Below are 26,034 nucleotides of genomic sequence, written 5' to 3'. Positions count from 1 at the left end.
GCCGGCTCTACTTATCCGGCACTGTCGATCGACGCCCGGTCGGTGGCGGCAGCCACCTCGTCCGCCACGGCGACCTCGACCGACCGCTCCTCACCGTGGACGTCGACGGGAAGACGTTCTTCGAGCTTGTACGTCAACGCCGCTGCGACGAATGCCGCGAACAAGGGATGCGGACGAGTCGGACGGCTCTTGAGCTCCGGGTGGGCCTGCGTTGCGACGAAGAACGGATGCTGCTTCGCTGGGTACTCGACGAACTCGACGAGGTGCCCGTCCGGCGAGGTCCCACTGAAGAGAAGTCCGCTCTTGGCGATGCGGTCGCGGTAGGCATTGTTGACCTCGTAGCGGTGCCGATGACGCTCGGAAACCTGCTCGCTGCCGTACGCCCGCGCAACGACAGACCCCTTGGCCAGCACGGCGGGATAGGCGCCGAGGCGCATCGTTCCACCGAGGTCGGCTTCGCCGGCCACGACGTCTTCCTGATCGGCCATCGTGGAGATGACCGGGTGCGTCGTCTCGGGCTCGAACTCCGCAGAGTTGGCATCCTCGAGCCCCACGCTGCGGGCGGCCTCGATCACGACGCACTGCAAGCCGAGGCACAGGCCGAGCAGTGGGATCTTGCGGTGGCGTGCATACCGGATGGCGCCGAGCTTGCCCTCGATGCCGCGGATCCCGAAACCGCCGGGAATCAGCACGCCGTCCACATCCCCCAGCGCTGCCTGCGCTCCGGCTTCGGTCTCACAGGCGTCCGAGGGAACCCAGGAGATCTCCACCTTGGATCGGTGAGCGAAGCCTCCGGCTCGCAGTGCCTCGGTGACCGACAGGTACGCGTCGGGAAGGTCGACGTACTTGCCGACGAGCGCGATCCGCACCGTCTCGCGCGGCTGGTGGACGCGCTCGAGAAGATTTCCCCAGACCGTCCAGTCCACGTCCCGGAACGGTAGTCCCAGCTGACGCACGACGTATGCGTCGAGACCCTCGCTGTGGAGAACCTTCGGAATGTCGTAGATCGACGGCGCGTCGGGTGTCGAGATACATCCGTCGACGTCGACGTCGCACATCAGCGCGATCTTGTTCTTCAGCGCCGGCGGGACCTCACGGTCGCAGCGCAGGATCAGCGCGTCGGGCTGGATACCGATGTTCCGCAGCGCGGCAACCGAGTGCTGTGTGGGTTTCGTCTTCAGCTCACCCGACGGCGCCAGGTACGGAACCAGAGAGACGTGGAGGAAGAAGACATTGTCGCGGCCGACGTCGTGTCGCACCTGACGGGCCGCCTCGAGGAACGGCTGCGACTCGATGTCGCCGACGGTGCCGCCGATCTCGGTGATCACCACATCGGGACGCTGACCCTGCAGGTCCGGCCCACTCATGGCGAGGATGCGGCTCTTGATTTCGTCCGTGATGTGCGGAATGACCTGGACGGTGTCCCCGAGATACTCCCCCCGCCGTTCCTTGGCGATGACCGTCGAATACACCTGCCCCGTGGTCACATTCGCCTGACCGGAAAGGTCGCGATCGAGGAAGCGCTCGTAGTGGCCGACATCGAGGTCGGTTTCGGCGCCGTCTTCCGTCACGAACACTTCACCGTGCTGGAAGGGATTCATCGTTCCCGGATCGACGTTGAGGTACGGATCCAGTTTCTGCATGGTCACGCGCATCCCTCGCGCGGTCAGCAATTGTCCCAGACTCGAGGCTGTGAGGCCCTTGCCGAGCGAGGAGGCGACGCCGCCGCTGACGAAGATGTGCTTGGTGGCGGTACGCGAAGAAGTGCGTGACTGTGGCAAAGGGGCTCCCGTGACGACTGTGCAGGGCTTGGTCTGTTCGAGCAATGCTGGGGCCTGCCGACCCACGGGACTTCACGGTAACACCTCCGCAGACCTGCGGGAAACAACGCGCCGAGATTGCACTCCCCCATGGTGTGACGTGCACTACGCGGGCGTCGCCCCGACCGTGACTCCGGTGGTTCCCGGTCCGGTCCCATACCGGCCGGCGCCGCCGCCGAGCTGTTCCTGCAAAGACAGCGGAACGGTAATCTTCCCTGCCTCGCGGTCGATGTTGTCGATCGTCGTGAGCGCCGCCGACAGTGCGGCATCGGCACGGGCAACGGCGACCGCACCGTTTCCCTGCGCTGAAGCCGGACGACCGGCGAGGACGGTTCCACCGCCACGCGAGTCCAACGCTCCCGCGAACCGGGCAACCACCGCGCCCCGGTTACCGCTGGCGCCGTCCTCCACGTCACGGTCCCCCGTGAGCACCACCGCGAGCTGGGCGGGCTCGACCCCGCCGTCGTCGTAGGTGATGAAACCCGCACCTCGCAACGTTTCCAGAGCGAGCGCCCTCTCCTGCGGTGAACTCTGCGGCTGACCGGTCTCCTTGCCGAGCAGAACCACCGAGCCCAGGAGGTCACCCGCCAGGCTGCCCTGATCCACGGCACCCGTCTTCAAAGTGACACCGGCGGGGATGACATTGTTGACGACCGTGCGCAGCCGGTCACCACCAGTAGCGTCGACGAACGAGTCCGTCAGCGACACCCGTCCCGTGACGCTGCCACCGGCCGCCCCGATCATCCGGTTCACCCCGTCGAGGTCGGCAGGGTCGGCGTCGGGCGTTGTCACCACGACGACAGTTCGCCCCCCAAGGGCGTCGGCCACCACCCGGCCGGCCACCGCCGAGTCGAAACCATCGGCCGAATTCAGCTGCTCGGTCAGCTGGTTGTTGCGTTCGTTCGCTTTTTCGATGTCGTTCTGCAAATCAACCTTGTCATCGCGGAGACCGGACACCAGACCGCTCGACAGCAGGCCGGATCCCAGCACCACCCCGATTGCCAGCGCCAGGAAGATCGCTGCGATCGAAATGGCATGTTGACGCAGAGAAATCACTTGAAGAACCCCTGCACCCGCAGCGCAAAGCTATTCCAGGTCGCGATAGCCCAGTCCAGAGCTTCCCCACCGACATTCGACACCACGAGGGCCACGATCACCGCAACCAGAGCGGCCAGTACGAGCAGAGCGATGGCGCCTCCCGACACCCTGCTGCGGTAAAGGGTCGCCACGGCCTTGGCGTCCACCAGCTTGGGTCCGACTTTCAATCGGGTCATGAACGCCGACGGATTGCTGTCGCGGCGGCCGCGGTCGAAGAACTCGTCGAGAGAGACCGTATTGCCCACGGTCACGATCAACGAGGCACCGTGGTGATCGGCAAGGAGCAGTGCCAGGTCCGACGGAGACCCGGAAGCCGGGAACGTCATCGCCCCGATGCCCAGGTCCTGGATACGCGACAAGCCCGAGGCATGCCCGTCCTGGTCTGCCGGCAACACCACCTCGGCGCCGGACTTCAGCGTCGCGCTGGTGATGTCCTCCGGGTCACCGACGATGAGGTCGGGCCGGTAGCCGGCAGATCTGAGTACATCGGCGCCTGCCCCCACCCCGATGAGGATCGGCGAGTATTCCTTTATGAACGGTTTGAGATTTTTCAGATCCGACGCGTGATCCGGTCCGTCGGACACGATCACCACGTGCCGATCCTTCATGTCGACGTCGACATCCGGCACTCCCACCCCGTCGATGAGAAGCGGACTTTCGGTGCGGATGAACTCGATCGTGTTGCCGGAGAACGCTTCCAGGTGATCGACCAGTCCCGTCTTCGCCTCGATCATCCGATCGGAGATTTCGGCCTCGGTCTGCTCGTCGCCCTTGGCGATGCGCCGCTCCCCCGAATAGACGCAGCCGCCGTCGATCCGAACCTTGCTTCCGTCCTTGATGCTCTTGAAGACCTCGGTTCCCGCGGAATCGATCAGGAGGATCCCGTTGGCGACGATCACCTCCGGTCCCAGATTCGGATAGCGCCCCGAAATCGACGGAGACGCGTTGATCACTGCGAGAACGCCGGCCTTGACCAAGGCGTCCGCGGTACCGCGATCGAGGTCGAGCTCGTCGAGAACGACGACGTCGCCTGGCCCGACACGCCTCAGCAGCTTGGCTGTGTTGCGGTCCACCCTGGCGATGCCGCTGACCCCAGGCAAAGTTTCGGTGTTACGTGACAGCAGTGCCGGCATCTTCATGGCTTCGATGATGACGCGGATGCACAGCCCACCTGTGGAGGCGCGCCGAACCAGCTACCACATCGGTCCCACCATCACCAACAGTTTTCGTTCAGACAGCGCGTTCCGCTTTTGCCGTGGCCAGCAGTTCCTCAGCGTGCGCACGACCGGTTTCGGTGTCGTCGAGACCGGCGAGCATCCTGGCCAGTTCCACGACCCGCTCGTCATCGGTGAGGGTGCGCACCCCGCTACTGACGACTCCGTCGGCGTCGTCGACCTTGTCGACCACCAGATGGGTATCGGCGAATGCCGCCACCTGCGGCAGGTGGGTCACGACGATCACCTGGTGGGTTCTCGCCAGCCGCGCCAGTCGCTTGCCGATCTCGACTGCAGCGCGACCGCCTACTCCAGCGTCGACCTCGTCGAACACCATGGTCGCACCCGAATCGGATCCGGCAAGCACCACCTCGAGTGCCAGCATCACCCGGGAAAGTTCACCGCCCGAGGCGCTCTTGCTGATCGGCAGCGACTGTGCACCACTATGGGCCGACAACCTGAATTCGACTTCGTCGACACCAGAGGACCCGGCATGCACCTGTGCGTCCTCGACGGTGAGCGGAGCGGTGTCCTGAGGGCCCGCCGCACGTGCGCGTACCGACACGTCGAGAGCTGCGCGGCCCATCGCGAGACCGGACAGCTCCGAACTCACTGCCTTGGCGAGCTTGGCCGCAGCCTTGACACGGGCGGCGGTGAGTTTCGATGCCGCCTCCGCAGTCGCCGCCGCCGACTCCTCCACCTGCTTCGTCAGCGCTGCCAGCGCATCGGACGACACATCGATCTTCTCGAGCCGCGCCCGCGCGTTCTCGGCCCACTCCAGCACGCCGTCGACGTCCGCAGCGTACTTGCGCGTGAGGTTCTTGAGCTCCGCCTGCCTCGACAACAGCGAATCGAGCGCGCCGGGGTCCGCGGGCAGTCCGGCCAGGTAGGTGGTGAGGTCGGCCGACACGTCCGTGACCACGGCGATGGCATCCGCAAGACGCGAACCCAGCCCGTCGAGCTCCGGATCGGTGGCGGACTCGATACGGGCGCGGGCTTCGGACAACAAGTCGAGGGCGGGCGGCGACACGCCGTCACCGTCCATCTCGTCACCGCCGGCAAGCGCGGTCTGCGCCTCCTGCGCTGCCGACCGCAAGGAGTCGAGTTCGCTGAGCCTGCGCACCTCCGCGACGATCGACTCGTCCTCCCCCGGGGTGGGTGCGATGCCGTCGATTTCGTTGAGGGCAAACGTCAGCTGATCGGCCTCCTGCGCGAGTTCGCGCGTGCGGCCGGTTCGCTCGATCAACTCCGATCGTGCCGTCAGCCACTCGTCGCGGTGCTTGCGGTACCGCGCCAGCAGAGGGCCGACGGTTTTCTCCGCGAATCGGTCGAGCGCAGCACGCTGCTGGTCGGGTCGTAACAGCCGCAGTTGGTCGTTCTGCCCGTGCACGGTCAGTAGCGGGTCGGTGAAGTCGGACAGCACTCCTGCCGGGACACTGCGGCCGCCGAGGTGCGCGCGCGAGCGGCCGTCGCTGCTGACCGTCCGCACGGCGATGATGGTGCCGTCTTCGTCCCGCTCCGCGCCGGTCGACTCGAGCAACTCGGCAACTGCCCGCTCGACGCGTTCGGAATTCTCGTCCGTCACGAAACGACCTTCGACGACGGCTCGCGGCGCCCCGAGACGCACCCGGCCCGCGTCTGCCCGGGCACCGCTGAGGAGATGGAGGCTGGTCACCACCATCGTCTTTCCGGCGCCTGTCTCACCGGTGAGTACTGTCAAGCCTTCGTGGAACTGCGCGGACGCCTCGGAGATCACACCGAGGTTGTCGATCCTGATCTCTGCCAGCACGTCTAGGGTTTCCTTCCTCGCCACCCGGTGACGGGCAGCTCGAACTTTCGCACCATGCGATCGGCGAAGGGAGCCGAGTCGAGTCGCACCCAGCGAACGGCTTCCTTACCGCGCACCACCTCCACCCGCGCACCCGCAGGAAGTTCGAGAGTTCTCCTGCCATCACAGAACACCAAGCCATCATGACTACCGGCCACCGTCTCGACAGCAATGATCGACTCCGGGCTGGTGACGAGCGGCCGCGCGAAGAGTGCGTGGGCATTGCTCGGAACAACCAGCAGGGCTTCGAGTTCGGGCCACACGACGGGACCGCCGGCGGAGAAGGCGTAGGCCGTCGACCCGGTCGGTGTCGAGATGAGCACTCCGTCGCATCCGAACGCCGACACGGGGCGGCCGTCGACTTCGAGCACTACTTCGAGAACACCGAGCCGGGACCGGTTCTCGATGCTCGCTTCGTTGAGCGCCCAGCCCCGCTCGATGATCTCGTCGTCCACCCGGACGACGACGTCCAGCGTCATGCGCTGTTCCACCCGGTATTCGCGGCGCACCACCTGACCGAGTGCCTCGTCCAGATGTTCGGCCTCCGTTTCGGCGAGGAAGCCGATGCGCCCGAGGTTGATACCCAGCACCGGAATGGACGCGGCCTGAGCAAGTTCCGCGGCGCGAAGGAAAGTCCCATCTCCTCCGAGGACCAGCACCATTTCGCAGCCGAGGGCGGCGTGCGGACCGGCCTGGACGATCGTCACCTCGAATCCCGGCACGAGGAACTCGTCGGGCGCCATGCCGTCCATTGGTTCGATGCGCGTGTTGTCGACCTCGTCGACGAGGACGCGCAGTCCGATTCCAGCGCTCTTGAAGATCTCACCGACGCGCCGTGCCGTCTCAGTGATTTCGGCCCGGCCCGGGTGCGCCACCAGCAGAATCTCGCGTGCCGTGCCGCTGCTTCCCCCGCTCACTGTGGTCCTTCCTGCACCGCGGTGCGGATCAACTCTTCGATCGAGTCGACCGGTTCATCATCAACCCCGGGTACGACACCCGGTTCCGGCACCGCAGTGGCACCCGAACGGAGCCACAGGAAATACTCGACATTTCCGGAGGGACCTGGCAACGGGCTCGCGACGGCTCCCAGCGTACGCAGCCCCAGGGACTCCGCGGCCCTTGCCACCCTGAGCACGGCAGCCACCCGCAGTTCCGGGTCACGGACAACTCCGCCCGACCCGACATGATCTTTACCGACTTCGAACTGCGGCTTCACCATCGGAACGAGATCTGCCCCGGCAGTCACACACGCGACGAAGGCCGGCAGCACGAGTTCGAGGGAAATGAACGACAGGTCGGCGACCACGAGATCGACAGGTCCGCCGATGCGCTCGGCGTCGATAGCACGCACGTTGGTGCGGTCGACCACACGAACCCGATCGTCCGACTGCAACCGCCACACCAACTGGCCGTATCCGACATCCACCGCGACCACCTCCCGGGCGCCGTGGTGGAGAAGTACATCCGTGAAACCCCCCGTCGAGGCGCCGGCGTCGAGACACCGCTTTCCGTCGACCGAGAGCCCGCCGGGTCCGAACGCTTCGAGAGCTCCGAGCAACTTGTGGGCGCCCCGCGAAGCCCAGGACACCTCGTTGTCCACCTCGACCACCCGTAGCGGTGTTCCCGCTTCGACGGCGGTAGCGGGTTTGGTCGCAGCTACTCCGGAGATCAGCACTCTGCCGGATGTTATGAGTTCCTGGGCGTGTTCACGGGACCGGGCCAGTCCACGCCGAACGAGTTCGGCATCCACCCGCGCGCGTCGGGCCACCTCAGATCTTGTCCACGGCGGCCAGCGCTTCCACCAGAACGTCGTGGGCCTTCTCGAGCAGATGCGCTTTCTTCGGAATGACACCGACTCCGTGTGGGTCCTCGGGATCTGGTTCGACGGCGTGCAGCCGCGTCAGCAATCCGTCCACCTCCGCGGAAATCTTCTCGGGGTCGACACTCGGCGTTGGCCCAGGTAGATGGGCTCCCGGGCGCGGTATTGGCGTGCTCATCGGGCACAACGCTAGTCGATCCCCTTCGGATACGCATACAGCGAACCGCGCCGCGGACACAAAGGATCTGCGGGCACTCGAGTTGCGCGGTCAAGCACCCCAATCGGACACGAGCGCGCTGACTGCCGGGTGAGTGGACGTGACGCGGCCGAACTCCGGGTACTTCCATGCTGACACAGCCACGTGCCGGAGCAGCGTCACCGAATCGGCAGTGCCGATCGATTCGCCTTTCGGTTCGATCACCAGATCAGTGCCATCGAACTCGACGGAGAACCGGCGGTCCTCGCCGACCCGCGATTCGTCAGCAGGCCGGTTGAGGGCATCCAGTTCGGACGCGATGAAGGTCGGGCGTTGTTCCTCGGTTGCCCGAAGGACGTCGATGGCAGTGCTGACCCCGGTGAGCACCAACAGGGATTCGAGACCCACCGCGTTGGCGCCCTCGATGTCGGTGTCGAGTCTGTCGCCCACAACCAGAGGGCGCGAACTCCCACTACGGCGTATCGCGTCTTCCATCAAAGGCGCTGCCGGTTTACCGGCAACCAAAGGTACGCAGGACGTTGCGGTGCGCAGAGCGGCCACCATAGATCCGTTGCCCAGCACCAGCCCACGCTCGGTAGGGAGCGTGGAATCGACATTGGCCGCTACCCAGAGAGCTCCCGACCGGATGGCGAGAGTCGCCTCCGCAAGAATCGCCCAGTCGGTTGTCGGAGAATGGCCCTGCACCACCGCGACGGGCGAATCCGCGAACAACCGCACCGGGCGCAAGCGGACCCGCGCCACTTCATCCGCCAGGGCTTCCGTCCCGACCACCAGCACTGCAGCACCGGGTTCGATCTTCTCAGCGAGGAGTCGAGCTGCGGATTGCGAACTCGTGACCACCCTCGACTCCGAGGCGTCGAAACCGAGCTCGGTCAGGTGTGCGGCGACCTCACTTGGGCTACGACTCGCATTGTTGGTCACGTAATAGAGGGCTTGCGTTCCCGGCGCCAGCGCGGCCCGGGCACCGGGAATTGCCAGCGGACCCTCATACAGGGTGCCGTCCAGGTCGAGTAGCAGAGCGTCATATCCCTCACGCAGCGACGACGCCACACCGTTCTCCACCGTCACTGATCGTCTCCGGTCAGCTCGGCCACACGCTCCTCTGCGTCGGTATCACCTTCGAGGTCCGCCGCAGCCGAATTGAGGAACCACTTCAGGCCATCCTCGATACGGCCGGCGGCCACCAGGGCGTCGGCATACGCATAGAAGAGACGCGCAGCGCCCGGACCGGTACGGGAAGCGTCGAGGTCCGGCGTCTGCAACGTGACCACGGCCTGATCGAACTGCCCGAGGTCCATGCGCGCACCTGCAACTACGATGCGCAGCTCGGCGGCATCGTCACCAGACAGAGCCGCTGCTTCATCGCTCCGACCCAGTTCGATCGCCCGTTCTGGTCGGCCCAGTCCACGTTCGCAATCCGCCATCACGGCGAGGAGTCCGGGACCGCCAGCCATCCGACGTGCGGCCCGCAGCTCGGACAGCGCTTCTGCCCATTCACCAGCGTGGTACGCGGTGATGCCCGCGGCCTCACGAACGACGGCGATACGTCCGGCCCGCTGCCGCGCCGCACGCGCATGCGCCAGGGCCAGTCGGGGATCGTCGTCAACCAACTTGCCCGCCATCACCAGATGCCGCGCAACGGTATTCGCGTTCGTCTTGTCCAAGCTCAGCAGGTCACGCCGGACAGTCGGATCAAGTTCACCGGCCTCGACATTTTCCGGCAGGTCGGGTTCGTCGGGACGGGCATCCTGCCGCTGCGGGCGGTCACCATCACGACCCCGCGGAGTGAATCCGCCCTCGCCCCCACGGCGCTGCCCACCCCGCCGGTCATTGCCGGCACCGCCACGAGAATCACCTCGCGGTCCGCCGAACGATCCACCACGACCACCCGACGGGCCACCTCTGCTCGACCCTGAGGCACTGCCTCGGTCCGAACCGGAAGCACCGCCTCGTCCAGAATTAGAGGCACCGCCTCCGCGGAAGGATCGACGTCCGTCGTCGCTCTCCGACACAGTCATTCCTTTCACACAAAGCACGAAAGGGGACCCAGTATATTGGGTCCCCTTTCGGTAACGGATGTTCGGCGGTGTCCTACTCTCCCACACCCTGTCGAGTGCAGTACCATCGGCGCTGGAGGGCTTAGCTTCCGGGTTCGGAATGGGGCCGGGCGTTTCCCCTCCGCTATGGCCGCCGTAACTCTATGAAACTGTCACACACCCATCGTCCCTTTGCCGGTTCCTGTCCGTGGCCACGCACCCGGGTGGGTGCGGAACTTGTCGGGGGTTCCGTAAAAGGGAAAAGGGTATCTGTGTGTTGTTTCAGATACTGCACAGTGGACGCGTAGCTTCTTTGTGGTAAGTCCTCGGCCTATTAGTACCAGTCACCTACACCCATTACTGGGCTTCCAGTTCTGGCCTATCAACCCGGTGGTCTGCCGGGGGCCTTACCCCCTCGAGGGGGTGAGAAACCTCATCTTGGAACAGGCTTCCCGCTTAGATGCTTTCAGCGGTTATCCCTTCCGAACGTAGCTAACCAGCGGTGCTCCTGGTGGAACAACTGGCACACCAGAGGTTCGTCCGTCCCGGTCCTCTCGTACTAGGGACAGCCTTCCTCAAGTTTCTAACGCGCGCGGCGGATAGAGACCGAACTGTCTCACGACGTTCTAAACCCAGCTCGCGTGCCGCTTTAATGGGCGAACAGCCCAACCCTTGGGACCTACTCCAGCCCCAGGATGCGACGAGCCGACATCGAGGTGCCAAACCATCCCGTCGATATGGACTCTTGGGGAAGATCAGCCTGTTATCCCCGGGGTACCTTTTATCCGTTGAGCGACACCGCTTCCACTTGCCGGTGCCGGATCACTAGTCCCGACTTTCGTCCCTGCTCGACTTGTCAGTCTCACAGTCAAGCTCCCTTGTGCACTTGCACTCGACACCTGATTGCCAACCAGGCTGAGGGAACCTTTGGGCGCCTCCGTTACATTTTGGGAGGCAACCGCCCCAGTTAAACTACCCACCAGGCACTGTCCCTGAACCAGATCATGGTCCGAGGTTAGAGGTCCAATACGATCAGAGTGGTATTTCAACAACGACTCCACACTCACTGGCGTGAGCGCTTCACAGTCTCCCACCTATCCTACACAAACCGAACCGAACACCAATACCAAGCTGTAGTGAAGGTCCCGGGGTCTTTTCGTCCTGCCGCGCGTAACGAGCATCTTTACTCGTAATGCAATTTCGCCGAGTCTATGGTTGAGACAGCTGAGAAGTCGTTACGCCATTCGTGCAGGTCGGAACTTACCCGACAAGGAATTTCGCTACCTTAGGATGGTTATAGTTACCACCGCCGTTTACTGGGGCTTAAATTCTCAGCTTCGCCACCGAAATGGCTAACCGGTCCTCTTAACCTTCCAGCACCGGGCAGGCGTCAGTCCGTATACATCGTCTTACGACTTCGCACGGACCTGTGTTTTTAGTAAACAGTCGCTTCTCACTGGTCTCTGCGGCCCCACCCAGCTCACACTGCAAGAGTGATCACCAGACGAGGCCCCCCTTCTCCCGAAGTTACGGGGGCATTTTGCCGAGTTCCTTAACCATAGTTATCTCGATCGCCTTAGTATTCTCTACCTGACCACCTGTGTCGGTTTGGGGTACGGGCCGTGTGAAAGCTCGCTAGAGGCTTTTCTCGGCAGCATAGGATCACTGAATTCGCCTCATTCGGCTATGCGTCACCTCTCAGGATATGTGTGACCCGGATTTGCCTAGGTCACTCCCTACAGGCTTACACCAGTATTACCACTGACTGGCTCAGCTACCTTCCTGCGTCACCCCATCGCTTGGCTACTACCAGATCAGGTCCCACGCATCCACCACGCACGAACCCGAAGGTCCACACGCGGTTTCAGGGTGGTTAGTATCACTGATTCACCAGGGGCGCGTTCACACGGGTACGGGAATATCAACCCGTTGTCCATCGGCTACGCCTGTCGGCCTCGTCTTAGGTCCCGACTCACCCTGGGCGGATTAACCTGGCCCAGGAACCCTTGGTCATTCGGCGGACGAGTTTCTCACTCGTCTTTCGCTACTCATGCCTGCATTCTCACTCGTGTGGCCTCCACGGCTGGGTCACCCCGCCGCTTCCATGGCCACACGACGCTCCCCTACCCATCCACACCACTGCCCACCCTCCCGCAGGAAAATGGGGGTGCATTGTGTGAATGCCGCAGCTTCGGTGGTGTACTTGAGCCCCGCTACATTGTCGGCGCAGGATCACTTGACCAGTGAGCTATTACGCACTCTTTCAAGGGTGGCTGCTTCTAAGCCAACCTCCTGGTTGTCTTCGCGACCCCACATCCTTTTCCACTTAGTACACGCTTAGGGACCTTAGCTGGCGATCTGGGCTGTTTCCCTCTCGACTACGAACCTTATCGCCCGCAGTCTCACTGCCGCGCTCTCACTCACCGGCATTCGGAGTTTGGCTGATTTCGGTAAGCTTGTGGGCCCCCTAGACCATCCAGTAGCTCTACCTCCGATGAGAAACACGCGACGCTGCACCTAAATGCATTTCGGGGAGAACCAGCTATCACGGAGTTTGATTGGCCTTTCACCCCTACCCACAACTCATCCCCTCAGTTTTCAACCTAAGTGGGTTCGGTCCTCCACGACGTCTTACCGTCGCTTCAACCTGGCCATGGGTAGATCACTCCGCTTCGGGTCTAGAACATGCCACTATGAACGCCCTATTCGGACTCGCTTTCGCTACGGCTACCCCACACGGGTTAACCTCGCGACATGCCACTAACTCGCAGGCTCATTCTTCAAAAGGCACGCCATCACCCCCAGTGACAAGTCACTCGAAGGCTTTGACGGATTGTAAGCGCACGGTTTCAGGTACTATTTCACTCCCCTCCCGGGGTACTTTTCACCTTTCCCTCACGGTACTAGTCCGCTATCGGTCACCAGGGAGTATTCAGGCTTATCGGGTGGTCCCGACAGATTCACACCAGATTTCACGGGCCCGGTGCTACTTGGGTTTCCATCACGACAGTCACAATGTTTTCGTGTACGGGATTCTCACCCTCTACGACAGGCCGTTCCAGACCACTTCCACTAACACCATGATTTCTTACTGTCGGCCAACACGGCAGCATTGACAAGATGAACCCCACAACCCCACGAATGCAACGCCTGCCGGCTATCACACATCCATGGTTTAGCCTCTTCCGCTTTCGCTCGCCACTACTCACGGAATCACTATTGTTTTCTCTTCCTGTGGGTACTGAGATGTTTCACTTCCCCACGTTCCCTCCACACACCCTATATATTCAGATGCGGGTAACACGACATCACTCGTGCTGGGTTTCCCCATTCGGACATCCTCGGATCTCAGCTCGGTTGACAGCTCCCCGAGGCTTATCGCAGCCTCCTACGTCCTTCATCGGCTCCTGGTGCCAAGGCATCCACCGTACGCTCTTCATTACTTACAACAAAGATGCTCGCGTCCACTGTGCAGTTCTCAAACAACACACCCGCCTCGAACTCCGCCAGCACCATGCCCACCACCAAAAGTGATGCGGTCTGCCTGACATCCGAACCGGATCGTCACTTCCCTGAAAGAAAAAACACTCACGTGTTCCCTCAGGACCCAACAGTATGTCGATATAATTCGCCCTCCCACCAGCACACAGGCCGGCAGTTGAGAACCAATACTTGTCAGCGATCCACCCATGAGCAACCACCGGATAACATACGCATCCGAAATGGCCTCTGCCAGACCATCATCCACTGACTGTTCAGCGGTACATGACTGGAGATGCTCCTTAGAAAGGAGGTGATCCAGCCGCACCTTCCGGTACGGCTACCTTGTTACGACTTCGTCCCAATCGCCGATCCCACCTTCGACGGCTCCCTCCCACAAGGGGTTAGGCCACCGGCTTCGGGTGTTACCGACTTTCATGACGTGACGGGCGGTGTGTACAAGGCCCGGGAACGTATTCACCGCAGCGTTGCTGATCTGCGATTACTAGCGACTCCGACTTCACGGGGTCGAGTTGCAGACCCCGATCCGAACTGAGACCAGCTTTAAGGGATTCGCTCCACCTCACGGTCTCGCAGCCCTCTGTACTGGCCATTGTAGCATGTGTGAAGCCCTGGACATAAGGGGCATGATGACTTGACGTCGTCCCCACCTTCCTCCGAGTTGACCCCGGCAGTCTCTTACGAGTCCCCACCATTACGTGCTGGCAACATAAGACAAGGGTTGCGCTCGTTGCGGGACTTAACCCAACATCTCACGACACGAGCTGACGACAGCCATGCACCACCTGTATACCGACCACAAGGGGGGCCGTATCTCTACGGCTTTCCGGTATATGTCAAACCCAGGTAAGGTTCTTCGCGTTGCATCGAATTAATCCACATGCTCCGCCGCTTGTGCGGGCCCCCGTCAATTCCTTTGAGTTTTAGCCTTGCGGCCGTACTCCCCAGGCGGGGCGCTTAATGCGTTAGCTACGGCACAGATTCCGTGGAAGGAACCCACACCTAGCGCCCACCGTTTACGGCGTGGACTACCAGGGTATCTAATCCTGTTCGCTACCCACGCTTTCGTTCCTCAGCGTCAGTTACTGCCCAGAGACCCGCCTTCGCCACCGGTGTTCCTCCTGATATCTGCGCATTTCACCGCTACACCAGGAATTCCAGTCTCCCCTGCAGTACTCAAGTCTGCCCGTATCGCCTGCAAGCTCACAGTTGAGCTGTGAGTTTTCACAAACGACGCGACAAACCGCCTACGAACTCTTTACGCCCAGTAATTCCGGACAACGCTTGCACCCTACGTATTACCGCGGCTGCTGGCACGTAGTTAGCCGGTGCTTCTTCTGCAGGTACCGTCACTTGCGCTTCGTCCCTGCTGAAAGAGGTTTACAACCCGAAGGCCTTCATCCCTCACGCGGCGTCGCTGCATCAGGCTTTCGCCCATTGTGCAATATTCCCCACTGCTGCCTCCCGTAGGAGTCTGGGCCGTGTCTCAGTCCCAGTGTGGCCGGTCACCCTCTCAGGTCGGCTACCCGTCGTCGCCTTGGTAGGCCATTACCCCACCAACAAGCTGATAGGCCGCGGGCCCATCCTGCACCAGTAAACCTTTCCACCCCCAGCCATGCAGCCGAAGGTCGTATCCGGTATTAGACCCAGTTTCCCGGGCTTATCCCGAAGTGCAGGGCAGATCACCCACGTGTTACTCACCCGTTCGCCGCTCGTGTACCCCGAAGGGCCTTACCGCTCGACTTGCATGTGTTAAGCACGCCGCCAGCGTTCGTCCTGAGCCAGGATCAAACTCTCCGTTGAAGACTCTAGAAAGAGGCGAACCCCAATCAGTCATAGACATCGAGTCAAATCACTAGCGATCAAAAACTCAAACTAGCTCAATCAAACACCGACCCCCTCTCCGACGGAAGAAGGAGAAAGAGCCAGCAAATACCCACACCACTCACAACCAAACCCCAAAAGGCCCAGCCGATCACCCGTGATGCGGAGTACCAAAAACATTTGGCACTGACATTCATCGACACACTGTTGAGTTCTCAAAGAACACGCACACACCATCACACCCGAAGACAACATCTCCGACCGATCCGGGGCAACCGCTCCAGCCTAACTCCTGCCAACCCCCGATGCAAACGGGAACCTCCAGGACATCTCGAACACACCAATCAAGATCAGCATCTTCGGGAAGTTCAGGCGCCTTCGTCCAACCTCGTGTCCCCCGCCTTCCGGCCGGGGTCGGTGTCCGTGTCGCTCTGACTTGGAATAAGTTACGCGACGGATAACGGAGCGTCAAATCCCCAGTTCGGAGAAGTCCGGCGCGTTAAATCCGCAGGTGGAACGCGCACAGCGTCAGCCACCTGCGGATCACGTCCCGAACTTACAACGGTGTGATGCCGGGCACCCTAGCCCGCAACCACCTGGATGCCGGCGAAGTGCCGTTTACCGCGCCGAATCACGAGCCAGGTTCCATGGAGAAGATCGTCGCCCGAGGGGGTCCACTCCTCGCTGCTGATCTTGCGGTTGTTCACCGACGCGCCGCCTTCCTTCACCGCACGGCGGGCAGCGCCCTTGCTCTCGCACAGCCCACTGAGCACGAGCAGATCCACGATGCTGGCAGGTGCCCCGGGCGCCAACTCTGCGACCGCCGCTTCGCGGAGCGCCGCAGCCAGCGTCGGTTCGTCGAGATCCCGCAATTCACCCCTGCCGAACAGTGCCTTGCTAGCCAGCTCCACGGCGTGGGTGTTCGCTTCTCCGTGGACCAGAGTTGTCATTTCCGCTGCCAGCCTCCGCTGGGCCTCGCGAGCATGCGGACGTTCAACTGTCGCCGCCTCGAGCTCCGCAAGCTCCTCCGGCGAAAGGAAGGTGAACCATCGCAGGTATTTCACGACATCGGCGTCGCTCGTGTTCACGAAGTACTGGTACCAGGCGTAGGGGCTCGTCATCTCGGGATCGAGCCACAGGCTCCCACCACCGGTCGACTTGCCGAACTTCTTACCGTCGGCGGAGGTCACCAACGGAACGGTGAGTCCGTGCACCGTCGCGGCGTCGATACGGCGGTTCAGGTCGACACCGGCGATGATGTTGCCCCACTGATCCGACCCGCCCACCTGCAACGTGCACCCGTGGCTACGGCGCAGATGGAGGTAGTCGTTGGCCTGGAGCAGCATGTAGCTGAACTCCGTGTAGGACATGCCGTCGGATTCGAGCCTGCGTTTCACCGTGTCCCGCGCCAGCATGACGTTGACCGAGAAGTGCTTGCCGACATCTCGGAGGAAGTCGATCGCCGACAGCTTCCCGGTCCAGTTCATATTGTTCTCGACGACGGCGCCGCTGGGGGAATCGTCGAAGTCGACGAACCGTTCGAGTTGGCCGCGGATGCGATCGGCCCACGCGGCCACCGTGTCGGAGGAGTTCATTGTCCGTTCACCGACATCACGCGGGTCACCGATGAGTCCCGTCGCGCCACCTGCCAGGACCACTGGCCGGTGCCCTGCGCGCTGGAACCGTTTGAGCGCGAGCAGAGGTACCAGGTGCCCGGCGTGCAGACTGGGTCCCGTCGGGTCGAACCCCGCATACAGCGTGACCGGTCCGGCGTCGAGATCACGACGCAATGCGTCCAGATCGGTTGATTGAGCGATCAGCCCGCGCCAGGTCAGTTCATCGATGATGTTCTCAGTCACGTGATCGATCATCCCATCCGCTCGCCGACGGGCATCGCACGCGGGCTTCTCCGATAGGCCGACACGGCAGCGGACTCGGGGATCCAGAAACGCCACGGCCGGTCAGCGGCCGCGCTGACCCCCACCCGAGGACCACTCACCCATCCTTCCGACTCGGTGATCTCGAGCCGGATCGGTGAATCAGCCGCAAACAGCGGCGCACCATTGTCGGCGAGGGTGACGCCGGTGGCCGACCCCAAGTTCCCGGGACCGCGCGCGAAATCAGCGGGCCGGGTGACCCGCGATCGTCGTGCACGGACAGTCTCCGCACCGTCGAGGATTTCACCTGCGCGCAGAAGCACTCCGCCGGCCGTCCCGACCGGCCCGTACGACACATTCATGCAGAAGTGCATTCCGTAGCTGCGGTACACGTACAGGTGTCCGGCAGGGCCGAACATCACCGCGTTCCGCGGCGTCTTCCCCCGATACGAGTGCGATGCAGGGTCCGGCCATGGCCCCTCGGCTTCTCCGCCGTACGCCTCGACCTCGACGATGCGAAGGCGTACGTCCGCGACGATCAAGGTGGACCCCAGCACGATTCTTGCGGCTTCGGTGGGGTGGGCCTCGGCAAGTCGATCGACAGTCACCCTCCGATTGTGCCCAACCGTTGACGCACAGCTCTCCGTGGACGCATAATTCATCAGGCAGTGAATTCACCCAGTGATGAATTGAGGCACGCCATGAACGGCAGCCCTGCGATCGACATCCGGGATCTCCGCGTACGGCGAGGAAAGAACGAGGTCTTGCACGGCGTCGAGGTGCAAGTACCGGGCGGGTCCATCACCGGACTTCTCGGTCCTTCCGGGTGCGGCAAAACGACACTGATGCGGTGCGTGGTCGGTACTCAAATCGTGGAGTCCGGTTCCGTCACCGTCCTGGGATCGCCCGCTGGTTCGGTCTCGCTACGGAGCCGAGTGGGGTACGTCACCCAAACACCGAGCGTGTACACCGACCTCACCGTCAAGAAGAACGTCGCTTACTACGCCGCGCTCTACGGCCGGCCGGCAGGTGCGGTCAACGACGCGATCGACGCTGTCGGACTCACCCGGTTCGCCGGCCAGAAAGCAGCGGACCTCTCCGGGGGCCAACTCGGACGAGCTTCACTCGCCTGCGCACTGGTCGCGGACCCGGAGATCCTCGTACTCGACGAGCCCACCGTCGGCCTCGATCCGTTGCTTCGTGTCGAACTGTGGGAGCGGTTCGAGGCCCTCGCTGCCGGAGGAACGACCCTCCTGGTGTCCAGCCATGTGATGGACGAGGCCGAACACTGCGATTCGCTGCTCCTGATGCGCGACGGGCACGTACTCGCGCAGGAATCTCCCACCGGCCTGCGCCGCCAGACCGGTGAGTCGAGCCTCGAAGACGCCTTCTTGACCTTGATCCGCACATCACAGGTGGGAAGTGAAAACTGATGAACGCCAGAATCTTCCTCGCAACGGCAGGTCGGATACTCGCGCAGTTGCGGGCCGACCATCGCACGGTCGCCATGATCCTCGTAGTACCGAGCCTGCTGATGGTGCTGCTGTACTTCCTGTACCAGAACGTGCCGGCGGCCCCCGGCCAACAATCGCTTTTCGAGCGGGTCGCGATCACGATGCTCGGTATCCTTCCCTTCGTGGTGATGTTCCTCGTCACGTCGATTGCGATGCAACGCGAACGCACGTCGGGAACCCTGGAACGCCTCCTCACGACACCACTGGGCAAACTGGACCTTCTCGGCGGCTACGCGGCAGCCTTTTCCACGGCAGCCGCCGCACAGGCTGCACTGGCCTGCGCCGTCGCATTCGGCTTCCTCGGTCTCGACACCGAAGGCAGCGTGAGCTGGGTTCTGCTGATCGCGGTACTGAACGCGATTCTCGGTGTTGCGCTCGGCCTCCTGTGCAGCGCCTTCGCCCGCACCGAGTTCCAGGCCGTGCAGTTCATGCCCGTCATCGTGGTTCCCCAACTGTTCCTGTGCGGGCTGCTCGTCCCCCGCGATCAGCTCCCCACCTGGCTCGAATGGAGCAGCAACGTTCTGCCACTGAGCTACGCCGTCGAGGCGCTCCAACAGGTCGCGACCCACCCGGGTACCACCGGAATCATGTGGCGCGATCTCACCGTGGTCGCCGCCTTCGCACTACTCGCGCTGTCGCTCGGAGCCGCCACACTGAGGCGTCGCACACCATGACGGCACCACGCGCACGAACGCGTTCGGGCCGCAGACCCGGAAATCAGGACACTCGATCTCGGATACTGGCAGTCGCACGAAAGCTGTTCGCACAGAATGGGTTCGACAAAACGAGTGTGCGTGCAGTCGCCCTGAGTGCAGGCGTCGATGCGGCGCTCGTGCATCACTACTTCGGGACCAAACGCCAGTTGTTCCTCGACTCCGTCGACATTCCCGTCGACCCCACCCAGGTGATTGCACCGGTCCTCGACATCCCGACCGACGAGGTCGGGCGCCATCTCGCGGAAGCTGTCTTCTCGGTCTGGGAGTCACCGCACCGACCGGCAGTTGTCGCGGCGTTCCGTTCCGCGATGGCGGGCAACGAACCGACCCTGATCCGAACCTTCCTCGTGGAAGTGGTATTTCGTGACCTCGGCCCGAGAGTCGACGAGCCACCCGGAACCGGGATCCTGCGTATGCAGCTGGTGGCGTCGCAGATGGTAGGGATTCTGGTGACCCGGTACATCCTCGAGTTCGAACCCCTCGCTTCTCTCCCGATCGAGGATCTGGTCGACGTGATAGCGCCGACGCTCCAGCGCTATCTCACCGGACCCGTGCCGGGCTGATTCAACGCGCCGCGATCACGACTGCGCAGATGCCCGGGCGACCAGCTGCTCGTGCTCCTCGGCATCCACGTCCCGCGCCTCGTCGATGAGGAGGACCGGGATCCCGTTCTCGATGGGATAGGCGCGCCGAAGTCGAGGGTTGTAGAGCAACTCGTCTCCGACCAGCAGGAGCGGGCCCTTGTCCTGCGGGCACGCCAGAATGCTGAGCAGTGTCGGATCAATAACCACGGATGTCCTCTCCAACCGTTCGGGTGAGCAGCCTCAGGTTACCGCGCACCAGCGGGCATGCCGGCCGAGCCGTCGTGGAACTGCGCTGCTACTGCTTTCGTCAGCCGTTTGTACTCCTGTGAGGTCGCGTCGAGATACCAGACGCGGGTGCCCGGCTTCGGCAAACCTGCCGCACTCAGACCGTCGGCATTGGGGCGGAACGACGAGCCCAGCGGAATGGTGTCCACCGCATGGACGATGTCGGGACGCCACCCGAACGGGAGTGCTTCGATGGCCTCCGCCACATCGGCCAGCCGTGGCGGGCGTCCGTCGCGGAGGGTGAAGGCCGCAACCGCCAACGTGCTGCCGCCGACCTCGATACCGTAGGCCACGGCCAGGTCGATCCTGTCGACGGCCGCCAGGGCGTCCACGATCGGTTGCGTGAACACAGGTCCTCGGGCGGTGGTGATGACGGTCTTCTTGTGATCGACCAGCCAGTAGTCACCGTCTGCATCGCGGCGAAAGAGGTTTTCCGTCGCGATCCACGCGTCGCCGGCAGCGAAGATGCCCCGCATGGCCACACCGGACATTTCACCGTGCACGCCCGCCTTGCCGAGGAGTAGACCGACCTCGTTGTCCGCACATTCGCGGACGAAGCCCCGGTCGTCTTCGAGCAGACGTCCGGAGATCGGGTCGTATGCGGCCAGTCGCACCTCGGCGCTACCCGGCAACGGCCTGCCTTTGCACCCGATCTTGGCGCCTGCGACGTTCGCGAGAACGACATCACCTTCGGTCGACGCGTAGAACTCCAGCACCTTCGCGGGCGCGAAGCACTCGGTGGTGCGCCGCCACAACCCCTGTGGCATACCGGAACCGAGGAACAGGCGGATCGGGTAGTTACCGAGCAGATCGAGGCTTTCCGCATCGAGGATTTCACGCATCATCGTCCACGTGTAGCTGACGACGGTCACGCCGTAACGCTGGACCTCCTCGGTGAAGCGCTCGGCGTCGAGGCCCTTCGACAGGGCGATACGTGAGCCGCCCGCCACCGCTCCCCCCACTGCCGCGAGGAGACTGGATGAATGATGCAGGGGAGCAATGCAATACACCGTGTCGCCGCGATCGAGATCAGCGGCCGAGGCGGTACCGAAGGCAGACAGCGCCCAACGGTAGTTGGTGATCTGCTTGGTCTCCCAGTGCCCGTTGGATTCACTGCAGATAATGAAGGCCAGCTCTCGTGCCAGCCCGGGGTCGGGCCGGTACCAGCCTGGCAGAGCGACGGACTCCGGGTCGATCTGCTCGAGATCGACGACGTTCGACCCGGGCTCGACATCGAGACTGCGGAGGTCTCCCCCACCGAGGACGAGAACCTGCATTCCGGTGGCGAGGGCGGCGTCGAGATTCTCAGGATCGGTGACGATGCGTTCGACCCCGTCGATCCGGATAGCGGTGTGGATTTCGCGGCCCGGAGGAAGGAGAACTGCCACGGCGCCGAGCCGGGACAGCGCCGCGATGACAGCCAGCGCGCTCGGCCGGGTTTCCATGACCACACCGACGTGTGCAGCGGGCCGCACGCCGGCGGAGATCAATCCGCGAACGACATTGTCGATCCGCTGGTTCACCGCCTCGTAGGTATGTACCCGGTTGTCGAAGAGGAAGCACTCACCGTTCGGCGCCTTCCGACGCTGCTCCGCCAGAAGCCGGCTGAGGGAGATCTGAGTGTGCGGTTGCATCTGGCCGAGACGCGCGAGACGCGGAAGAGCGCGCGTGGCCTCACCGGACAGTTCCACCGTGCCGCGAACCGCTCCCGAGGCGAATCCTGTGATCCCTTTGCCGACCCCCACACCGACTTCCGCGACCGAGGCCACCGTGTGGATGATGCGATCGCTGATCGACACTCCGGTCTCGCTGCCGAAGTGTTCGTCGTACCGCATGAGATCCACAGTGGACGGTTTTGGCCCCATACCCTCGTTCCACCGCACCCATTCACCGGTGGTCGGCCATGTGTGCGCGGCCGCCGCTGAACCGACCACGAGCCCGAAATGCCCTACCCTCAAAGTAGATTCGTACACATTGGCACGCGGTGCGGCCCGGCGAATCCCGCGGACCGCGAGCGGCTGCCCGATGTCGTCTACTTCACCGACGAACGCCATGATCGGGCAAGTCAGCTCGGCGAGTGACACGACGCGGTCCTTGATGACGAAACCGCCGGTCATCATCCGGTTGTGGACGATGAACTGCTTGAGCAGCTCCGCCACTGCGGGACCCGACCAGGCAACCCATCCCTCGGTCGCGAGAAACCGGCGCTGTTGTTCCCGTGGGAGGAGCGCCTCCCGGTCGTGCAGCTGCCGAAGAAATTCGAGACGGGACTTGAGGGTCTTCACCGGGTCGAGGAGCTGAAAACCGGTGCGCGCCATCCACCCGGACACCGCGAGACGGTTGAACACATGGTCCGCGAGGAAAGCGGCTGCGTCGCTGGCAAATCCGGCGGGAATTCCGAACGGCAGACCGGCCAGAGTGTCCACGGGGCTGCCGAAGGTGATCAGACTCGCAATGTTGCGACTGCGGCGGTAAGCAGCCGCCTGGTAGGCGAACATGCCACCCTGCGAATACCCCGAGAGATGGACGTCGCGGCCGGTGTGGGCACGGACCTTGTCGATGATCTCGCTGATCGCGACGATGTGATCGGCGAGATTTCTGTCCCATCCCCCCTCTTCGGTGTCCGGCGACCCGAAGTCGACAACCCAGGGATCGATCCCCATTTCGTGCAGGATGCCCACGGCGCCCTGATCGCGGGTCACGTCGTAGACGTCGGCCGACATCATCATCGGCGGCACCAGCACGATGGGAGGGCCGACCTCCGCCGGGTCGGTGTCGGGGAAGTATCGCCGGAGTCGATACATAGGCCGCCGTTCGACCACCTCGAACGGCGAGGTGGTCAGGTCTGTCTCGAGTCCGCCGAGGCGGACTACCTCCAAACCGTTCTGCGCCGTCGCCACTACCCGACGGATCGGGCCCTTTACCGTTTCGGTAGAAAAACCCACGAATACTCTCCCAGACTCTCGAACCGCGACGTACGTCTCACTGCCGCCGCCCTCACCCTACTGCTCCCGACGCGTCACACTGCCCTATTGGAGGGTCGACGACGGAGGCATCACCGGCACCATTCCCGCATGGACTCGGAGAGTTGGCGAACACCACCCAACTGCTCGGCTACCCGGATACCGGCGGTGCCACCGCGGGCGTTGCGCGACGCGATCGAGCCCTCGACCGTGAGCACCTCCCGAACGTCCGGCGTCAGGGAAGGATCGACTGCTGCCAGTTCCTCCTCGGTGAGATCCTCGAGGCCGACACCTCGTGCCTCGGCGACACGCACGCAGGCACCCGCCGCCTCATGGGCGACGCGGAACGGTACGCCCTGGCGTACCAGCCACTCGGCGATATCCGTGGCCAGCGTGAAACCGGCGGGCGCCAATTCCGCCATCCGGTCGGTGTGGAACTCGAGAGTCGAGATCAGCCCGGTGATCGCAGGCAGCAGCATTTCGAGTTGTGCCACCGAATCGAAAACCGGTTCCTTGTCTTCCTGCAGGTCCCTGTTGTAAGCGAGCGGCTGCGCTTTCAACGTGGCCAGCAGACCCGTCAGGTTGCCGATCAGCCTGCCCGACTTTCCGCGAGTCAGCTCGGACACGTCCGGATTCTTTTTCTGCGGCATGATCGACGAACCCGTCGACCAGGCATCGGCCAGCGTGATGTAGCCGAATTCCGGGGTGCTCCAGAGGATGACCTCCTCCGCCATCCGCGACAGATCCACGCCGATCATCGCGAGGACGAACGCGGCCTCGGCCGCAAAGTCCCGCGACGACGTCGCGTCGATCGAGTTCTCGGCCGAAGAGTCGAACGCGAGTTCCGCGGCGATCGCCTCGGGGTCGAGTCCGAGTGAGGACCCGGCGAGCGCCCCCGATCCGTACGGGGACACCGCGGCTCGCACGTCGAAGTCCCGCAGGCGCTGCACGTCTCGCAGCAAGGGGTGCGTGTGCGCCAGCAGATGATGTGCCAGCAGAACCGGCTGCGCGGCCTGCAGGTGCGTCTTGCCGGGCATCACCGCGGACGGATGCGCGGCCGCCTGCGTCGCGAGCGCATCCACGACGTCCAACACCCCGGCCGCGACCCGGCGGACCGCATCCCGCAACCACATGCGAAACAGCGTCGCCACTTGATCATTCCGTGAGCGACCCGCCCGCAGGCGTCCCCCGACTTCCGGGCCGACCCGATCGATCAGGCCCCGTTCGAGGGCGCCGTGCACGTCCTCGTCGGATTCACTCGGACCGAATGTTCCGCTCGCCACATCGGCTGCCAGGCTGTCCAGCCCACCCAGCATCGTCGAGAGGTCCTCGGCACTGAGCAGTCCCGCCTTGTGCAGGACCCGTGCGTGCGCCTGCGACGCCCGCACGTCATACGGTGCGAGAACCCAATCGAAGTGGGTCGACTTGCTCAGGGCCGCCATGGCGGCGGCGGGTCCGGACTCGAACCGACCGCCCCACAACGCACCTTCGTTGGTGCCGTGCGCCGTCATGCCTACAGGCCCAGATCGCGCTTCGCGGCGACCTTCGAGGACAGACCGTGGATCTGCACGAACCCCTTGGCGAACGACTGGTCGAAGGTGTCGCCCTCGTCGTAGGTGGCCAGGTTGAAGTCGTAGAGCGACTGGTTGCTCCGGCGGCCGTTGACGATGATCGCGCCGCCGTGCAGAACCAGGCGGATGTCACCCGAGACGCGCTCCTGGGTCTTCGCGATGAAAGTGTCCAGTGCCACCTTCAGCGGCGAGAACCACAGGCCGTCGTACACCAGCTCGCTCCAGCGCTGCTCCGTCTGCCGCTTGTAGCGGCCGAGTTCGCGTTCCTGCGTGACGTGCTCGAGTTCCTGGTGCGCATTGATCAGCACCATGGCGCCCGGAGCCTCGTAGATTTCGCGGCTCTTGATGCCCACCAGCCGGTCTTCCACGACGTCGAGGCGACCGACCCCCTGAGCGCCGGCGCGACGGTTCAGTTCCTGGATCGCTTCGAGGACCGACACCGGCTTGCCGTCGATCGCGACGGGGCGGCCTTCCTCGAAGCTGATGATCAGTTCGTCCGGGGCCTGCCAGTTGACGGTCGGGTCCTGGGTGTAGTCGTAGACGTCCTTGGTCGGTGCATTCCACAGATCCTCGAGGAAGCCGGTCTCGACCGCGCGGCCCCACACGTTCTGATCGATCGAGAACGGGGACTTCTTCGAGACATTGATCGGGATCTCGTTCTCCTCGGCGAACGCGATGGCCTTCTCACGGGTCCAGGCATAGTCGCGAACGGGCGCGATCACGTCGAGGTCCGGGGCCAGCGAACCGAACCCGACCTCGAAGCGGACCTGGTCGTTGCCCTTGCCGGTGCAGCCGTGCGCGACGGTGGTGCCGCCGTAGGCGCGGGCCGCGTCGACGAGATGCTTGACGATCAACGGGCGGCTGATCGCCGACACAAGGGGGTAACGATCCATGTACAGGGCGTTGGCCTGGATGGTCGGGAGGCAGTACTCGTCGGCGAATTCGTCCCGTGCATCCACCACGACCGACTCGACCGCGCCGCAGTCGAGCGCACGCTGGCGCACGACCTCCATGTCCTCGCCGCCCTGGCCGAGATCGATGGCGACAGCAACAACTTCCTTGCCCGTCTCCTTGCCGATCCAGCTGATGGCGACTGAGGTGTCCAGCCCGCCCGAGTAGGCGAGTACGACGCGATCGGCCATGGTCCTTGTGCTCCTTAGGTTGAAG

The 26,034-nt window shown here is 63.4% G+C and carries 18 protein-coding genes and 3 rRNA genes; 3 read left to right on the top strand and 18 right to left on the bottom strand.

Features of this window, described 5'->3' with window-relative positions; translation table 11 throughout:
- Positions 1-11 precede the first annotated feature (11 nt).
- The 14 genes from GFS60_RS13670 to GFS60_RS13605 form a co-directional block, all read right to left on the bottom strand.
- Positions 12-1,781 carry a CTP synthase gene (locus GFS60_RS13670; protein ID WP_159921919.1) on the bottom strand — a complete coding sequence of 590 codons (1,770 nt, stop codon included), beginning with the start codon at positions 1,779-1,781 and terminating at the stop codon, positions 12-14.
- A 144-nt stretch (positions 1,782-1,925) separates the two neighbouring features.
- Positions 1,926-2,876, bottom strand: coding sequence for a copper transporter (locus GFS60_RS13665; protein WP_159921917.1), 951 nt, complete (start codon positions 2,874-2,876; stop codon positions 1,926-1,928).
- Positions 2,873-4,057, bottom strand: coding sequence for a putative cytokinetic ring protein SteA (gene steA / locus GFS60_RS13660; RefSeq protein WP_159921915.1), 1,185 nt, complete (start codon positions 4,055-4,057; stop codon positions 2,873-2,875). The genes GFS60_RS13665 and steA overlap by 4 nt, the downstream gene beginning before the upstream one ends.
- Positions 4,058-4,148: 91 nt before the next feature.
- Positions 4,149-5,921 (bottom strand): DNA repair protein RecN, encoded by a 1,773-nt coding sequence (gene recN, locus GFS60_RS13655; protein WP_159921913.1) that lies wholly within the window; start codon positions 5,919-5,921, stop codon positions 4,149-4,151.
- A 2-nt stretch (positions 5,922-5,923) separates the two neighbouring features.
- The gene (locus GFS60_RS13650; RefSeq protein ID WP_109329442.1) at positions 5,924-6,877 is read right to left on the bottom strand and encodes an NAD kinase; all 954 of its coding nucleotides are present in this window, start codon (positions 6,875-6,877) and stop codon (positions 5,924-5,926) included.
- Positions 6,874-7,728: a TlyA family RNA methyltransferase gene (locus tag GFS60_RS13645; RefSeq protein ID WP_159921911.1), complete on the bottom strand. Its 855-nt coding sequence runs from the start codon at positions 7,726-7,728 to the stop codon at positions 6,874-6,876. Before GFS60_RS13645 ends, GFS60_RS13650 begins: the two co-directional genes overlap by 4 nt.
- A 1-nt stretch (position 7,729) precedes the next feature.
- Positions 7,730-7,957: a hypothetical protein gene (locus GFS60_RS13640; protein WP_159921909.1), complete on the bottom strand. Its 228-nt coding sequence runs from the start codon at positions 7,955-7,957 to the stop codon at positions 7,730-7,732.
- Positions 7,958-8,047: 90 nt separating this feature from the next.
- On the bottom strand, positions 8,048-9,064 hold the full coding sequence (locus GFS60_RS13635) for an HAD-IIA family hydrolase (RefSeq protein WP_236603452.1): 1,017 nt from the start codon (positions 9,062-9,064) through the stop codon (positions 8,048-8,050).
- Complete coding sequence (locus GFS60_RS13630; RefSeq protein ID WP_159921907.1) at positions 9,061-10,014, bottom strand: tetratricopeptide repeat protein; 954 nt, start codon at positions 10,012-10,014, stop codon at positions 9,061-9,063. The genes GFS60_RS13635 and GFS60_RS13630 overlap by 4 nt, the downstream gene beginning before the upstream one ends.
- Positions 10,015-10,074: 60 nt before the next feature.
- Positions 10,075-10,191, bottom strand: a 5S ribosomal RNA gene (rrf, locus tag GFS60_RS13625).
- 155 nt (positions 10,192-10,346) lie between these two features.
- Positions 10,347-13,481, bottom strand: a 23S ribosomal RNA gene (locus GFS60_RS13620).
- 337 nt (positions 13,482-13,818) lie between these two features.
- Positions 13,819-15,336, bottom strand: a 16S ribosomal RNA gene (locus GFS60_RS13615).
- Together the 16S, 23S and 5S rRNA genes form the textbook arrangement of a ribosomal RNA operon.
- A gap of 602 nt (positions 15,337-15,938) precedes the next feature.
- Positions 15,939-17,216 carry a tyrosine--tRNA ligase gene (tyrS, locus tag GFS60_RS13610; RefSeq protein WP_159921905.1) on the bottom strand — a complete coding sequence of 426 codons (1,278 nt, stop codon included), beginning with the start codon at positions 17,214-17,216 and terminating at the stop codon, positions 15,939-15,941.
- A gap of 8 nt (positions 17,217-17,224) precedes the next feature.
- Positions 17,225-17,896: a DNA-3-methyladenine glycosylase gene (locus GFS60_RS13605; protein WP_159921903.1), complete on the bottom strand. Its 672-nt coding sequence runs from the start codon at positions 17,894-17,896 to the stop codon at positions 17,225-17,227.
- A gap of 39 nt (positions 17,897-17,935) precedes the next feature.
- Here GFS60_RS13605 and GFS60_RS13600 point away from each other — a divergent pair, with 39 nt between their 5' ends.
- The 3 genes from GFS60_RS13600 to GFS60_RS13590 are packed head-to-tail and all read left to right on the top strand — an operon-like array spanning position 17,936 to position 20,027.
- Entirely contained in the window at positions 17,936-18,667 is a 732-nt protein-coding gene (locus GFS60_RS13600; RefSeq protein ID WP_159921901.1) for an ABC transporter ATP-binding protein, read from the top strand.
- Positions 18,667-19,422, top strand: coding sequence for an ABC transporter permease (locus tag GFS60_RS13595; RefSeq protein WP_159921899.1), 756 nt, complete (start codon positions 18,667-18,669; stop codon positions 19,420-19,422). Before GFS60_RS13600 ends, GFS60_RS13595 begins: the two co-directional genes overlap by 1 nt.
- Complete coding sequence (locus GFS60_RS13590) at positions 19,419-20,027, top strand: TetR/AcrR family transcriptional regulator (protein WP_109329436.1); 609 nt, start codon at positions 19,419-19,421, stop codon at positions 20,025-20,027. The genes GFS60_RS13595 and GFS60_RS13590 overlap by 4 nt, the downstream gene beginning before the upstream one ends.
- Positions 20,028-20,042: 15 nt before the next feature.
- Here GFS60_RS13590 and GFS60_RS13585 read toward each other — a convergent pair whose 3' ends face one another.
- The 4 genes from GFS60_RS13585 to GFS60_RS13570 all read right to left on the bottom strand — a co-directional run bounded on the left by GFS60_RS13585 (position 20,043) and on the right by GFS60_RS13570 (position 26,009).
- The gene (locus GFS60_RS13585; protein WP_109329435.1) at positions 20,043-20,255 is read right to left on the bottom strand and encodes a Trm112 family protein; all 213 of its coding nucleotides are present in this window, start codon (positions 20,253-20,255) and stop codon (positions 20,043-20,045) included.
- Between the two features lie 38 nt (positions 20,256-20,293).
- Complete coding sequence (locus tag GFS60_RS13580; RefSeq protein ID WP_159921897.1) at positions 20,294-23,278, bottom strand: acyl-CoA synthetase; 2,985 nt, start codon at positions 23,276-23,278, stop codon at positions 20,294-20,296.
- A gap of 110 nt (positions 23,279-23,388) precedes the next feature.
- Complete coding sequence (gene argH, locus GFS60_RS13575; protein WP_159921895.1) at positions 23,389-24,807, bottom strand: argininosuccinate lyase; 1,419 nt, start codon at positions 24,805-24,807, stop codon at positions 23,389-23,391.
- A gap of 2 nt (positions 24,808-24,809) precedes the next feature.
- Complete coding sequence (locus GFS60_RS13570) at positions 24,810-26,009, bottom strand: argininosuccinate synthase (RefSeq protein WP_109329432.1); 1,200 nt, start codon at positions 26,007-26,009, stop codon at positions 24,810-24,812.
- Positions 26,010-26,034 lie beyond the last annotated feature (25 nt).

Origin of the sequence: Rhodococcus sp. WAY2 (genome assembly GCF_009859915.1) — a bacterium.
Classification (GTDB): Bacteria; Actinomycetota; Actinomycetes; order Mycobacteriales; family Mycobacteriaceae; genus Rhodococcus_F; species Rhodococcus_F oxybenzonivorans.
This window is presented reverse-complemented; position numbering and strand designations above follow the sequence as displayed.

Bases quoted from the DNA above. Each gene is read 5' to 3' on its own strand.
- steA (WP_159921915.1), bottom strand. From the start codon at position 4,057: ATGAAGATGCCGGCACTGCTGTCACGTAACACCGAAACTTTGCCTGGG.
- GFS60_RS13640 (WP_159921909.1), bottom strand. From the start codon at position 7,957: ATGAGCACGCCAATACCGCGCCCGGGAGCCCATCTACCTGGGCCAACG.
- GFS60_RS13630 (WP_159921907.1), bottom strand. From the start codon at position 10,014: ATGACTGTGTCGGAGAGCGACGACGGACGTCGATCCTTCCGCGGAGGC.
- GFS60_RS13605 (WP_159921903.1), bottom strand. From the start codon at position 17,896: ATGAATTATGCGTCCACGGAGAGCTGTGCGTCAACGGTTGGGCACAAT.
- GFS60_RS13600 (WP_159921901.1), top strand. From the start codon at position 17,936: ATGAACGGCAGCCCTGCGATCGACATCCGGGATCTCCGCGTACGGCGA.
- GFS60_RS13595 (WP_159921899.1), top strand. From the start codon at position 18,667: ATGAACGCCAGAATCTTCCTCGCAACGGCAGGTCGGATACTCGCGCAG.
- GFS60_RS13590 (WP_109329436.1), top strand. From the start codon at position 19,419: ATGACGGCACCACGCGCACGAACGCGTTCGGGCCGCAGACCCGGAAAT.
- argH (WP_159921895.1), bottom strand. From the start codon at position 24,807: ATGACGGCGCACGGCACCAACGAAGGTGCGTTGTGGGGCGGTCGGTTC.
- GFS60_RS13570 (WP_109329432.1), bottom strand. From the start codon at position 26,009: ATGGCCGATCGCGTCGTACTCGCCTACTCGGGCGGGCTGGACACCTCA.